Raw genomic sequence first — 2857 nt, 5'->3', positions numbered from 1 at the left:
GGTTTCGTCATTTACCGTATTCGCCATCCCACAGGTTTGACAACCCTCCCCGCAACCTCTTCATTCCCACCATGACCCCCAGCCAGAACTCCGATTTCCCCTCCATCATCGCCCCGCACGCCAGCTACATGGTTCCGACCGTCATCGAATCCGAAGGCCGTGGAGAGCGCGCGTATGACATTTACTCCCGCCTGCTGAAGGACCGCATCATCTTCCTCGGTGGTGAGGTGAATGACACGATGGCCTCCATCATCATCGCCCAGCTTCTGTTCCTGCAGATGCAGGACCCGAAAAAGGACATCAACATCTACGTCAACAGCCCCGGCGGCAGCGTCACGGCCGGCCTCGCCATCTATGACACGATGCAATTTCTCACCTGCGACGTCTGCACCTACAGCATCGGCCTCGTCGCCTCCATGGGCGCGGTGCTTCTCGCCGCGGGCACCAAGGGCAAGCGCTACGCCCTGCCAAACTCTGACATCATGATTCATCAGGTCTCCGGCGGCGCACGCGGCACCGCGTCTGACGTTGAGCGCACAGTCGAATACATGTTCAACCTCAAGAAGCGCCTCAACCGCATCCTCGCCCATCACACCGGCAAGTCCGTCGAGCAGATCGAGCGCGACGCCGACCGCGACAACTACATGTCCGCCGCCCAGGCCGCCGAATACGGCCTCGTGGACAAAGTCCTCGAAGGGAAAAAGGATCTACCCGGCGACGACAAGTAAGTCCCAAGGCAGCTTACGACTTGCATTAAGGAGGATCAGGCCCGCCTACCGTTTGCCGAAACGACGGCCGAGGATCGAAAGAAACTCGCCTGACTCCTCCACCTTCAGAGCCTTGGTAACGGCAAAGTAGGCGGCGGCGGCGGCGCTGATGGTGACGCCGAGCGCGGCGCAACGGGCGATCAGACTGAACTGCGCCCAGTCGGCCATGAGGGTGTATTTGGCAGACAGACAGACCACGGACATGACGGCAATGCCCGCGGCAAGCCGAAGAAGGGAGCGGAGGAGAAACCGCGTCTCCAAACCGGAGGCGAACCGGCGCATGCAGAGATAGAGCGTGAAGAAGTTCAGTGCGAGTCCGGTGGCCGTGGCCCAGGCGAGCGCGGTGTGATCCCACTTCAGCACAAAGACGGTGATGGAATTCACGCCGGCCGTGAAGACGATGACGCCGAGGCTGACCATCATCGGGATGAAGCGGCGATTGATGGTGTAAAATGCTGGCTGCAACACCTTGATGGCGGCGTAGAAAATGAGGCCGAACGCATAAGCCTGTAGTGGCGCGGCGGTGTTGGCCACGTCGTAGGCAGTGAATTTGCCGTGCTCGAAGATGACGGAGATGATTTCGCGGGCCAGTAGCGAAAGTCCGACGGCGCAGGGCAGCGTGAGGAAGAGCACAAGGCGAAGCCCCTTCGCCAGCGCTCCGCGAAACGCGGGCGTCATGCCCTCCGTGGCGAGGCGCGAGAGCATGGGCAGCGTGACCGTCGCGACAGCGACGCCGAACAGGCCGAGGGGGAGCTGCTGCAGACGCTGGGCGTTCGCCAGCCAGGCGAGCGAGGATTCCCGGCCTTCGGTGAAGGAAGCGAAGATGGAGTTCAGCAGCACGGCGACCTGCGTGCCGCTGGCGGCCAGCATGGACGGCCACATGAGGTGCAGCACCTCCTTCACGGCGGGATCCTTGCAGCCGAAGTCGAAGCGAAAGCGGAAACCCACGCGATGCAACGAAGGCAGCTGCACGGCGAGCTGCAGCACACCGCCGATCAGGGTGCCAATGGCAAATCCGGTGAGACCCTTTTCACTCACCTGACCGTGCCGGAACCCGGGATCAATGAGCCAGGCGAGGATCACACCTCCGAGGATGCAGCCCAGATTGAAGAAGGCGGAGGCGACGGCGGGAATGAAGAAAACCTTCTTCGAATTCAGCATGCCCATCACCAACGCGGTGACGGACACGAGCGCGATGAAAGGATACATGATCTGCGCCAGCCAGGTACCGAGCACCTTGGCCTCCTCGCTCAGGCCGGGCGTGAGGATGCGAAAGAGAATGGGCGCCAACGCCACGCCGGCGATGGCGACGAGCGTCATGAACCACATCGAAAGCGAGATCATCTTCCTTCCGAGCACCCAGGCCGCGTCGTCGCCCTCGGTCTTCATCTTCTTCGAAAAGGTGGTGACAAAGGCTGTGGAGAGGGCGCCTTCGGCGAAAAGATCGCGCAGCATGTTCGGCGTGCGGAAGGCAGCGGTAAAGATGCCGGTGAAGGCGGCTCCGAAAAAGCCGTTCAGCATCTGGTCGCGCACGAGACCGAGCACGCGGCTGCAGAGAATGGCGATGGAAACGACCCCGGTGGACCGTGCTTGGGAGGCGGTGTCTTTCTTTTCGTCGCTCATGGTGCAAAGCGGACGCTGGCGCGCCGCAGTTTGTCCATCATGGCGATTCCCATGCCGTGTTCATGCAACGGTTCCGCAATGATTTCGTCCACGCCGAGTTCATCGAGTCGGCGCAGGACATGGAAGAAGCGCACGGCGGCCTCTGGCAGCTTGCCCTTGCCGGGGCTGAGCATCATGATCTCCTCCCAATCCGCGAGATGCAGGTAGCCGTCCTTTTCCTCGCCGCGGTAGCTCATGAGGGCGTAGCGCTTGCCGGGTTCGGGCACAAAATCGGAGGGACGCTCAAGCAGGCGCAGCGGAGTCCGCGGCGCGTAGTGGGAGGCGAGCTGACCGGGCGACTCCGCCGGACCGTCAATAACGCTGCGAATGGCGACCTTGACCTTGCCATAGGCCTTCAAATCTTCCGGCGTGACCGGCCCCGGACGCACGATGGTGATGAGCGGCTTCGGTGGCCCGGGCTCGATCTT

At 62.0% G+C, this 2857-nt stretch carries 3 protein-coding genes; 1 reads left to right on the top strand and 2 read right to left on the bottom strand.

Annotated features, from left to right (window positions below; translation table 11 throughout):
- The first annotated feature begins 71 nt into the window (after positions 1–71).
- Entirely contained in the window at positions 72–728 is a 657-nt protein-coding gene (locus tag KDL09_RS20305; RefSeq protein ID WP_294389212.1) for an ATP-dependent Clp protease proteolytic subunit, read from the top strand.
- Positions 729–773: 45 nt separating this feature from the next.
- On the opposite strand, the gene murJ is transcribed toward KDL09_RS20305, so the two are convergent.
- The gene (murJ, locus tag KDL09_RS20300; RefSeq protein WP_294389210.1) at positions 774–2390 is read right to left on the bottom strand and encodes a murein biosynthesis integral membrane protein MurJ; all 1617 of its coding nucleotides are present in this window, start codon (positions 2388–2390) and stop codon (positions 774–776) included.
- A partial coding sequence (locus KDL09_RS20295; RefSeq protein WP_294389208.1) for a Sua5 family C-terminal domain-containing protein occupies positions 2387–2857 on the bottom strand: 471 nt, incomplete at its 5' end. The genes KDL09_RS20295 and murJ, both read right to left, overlap by 4 nt.

It is taken from the genome of Prosthecobacter sp., assembly GCF_020439865.1.
Taxonomy (GTDB): domain Bacteria; phylum Verrucomicrobiota; class Verrucomicrobiia; order Verrucomicrobiales; family Verrucomicrobiaceae; genus Prosthecobacter.
Note: the sequence above shows the minus strand (reverse complement) of the source record. Positions and strands in the feature narration are given on the sequence as shown.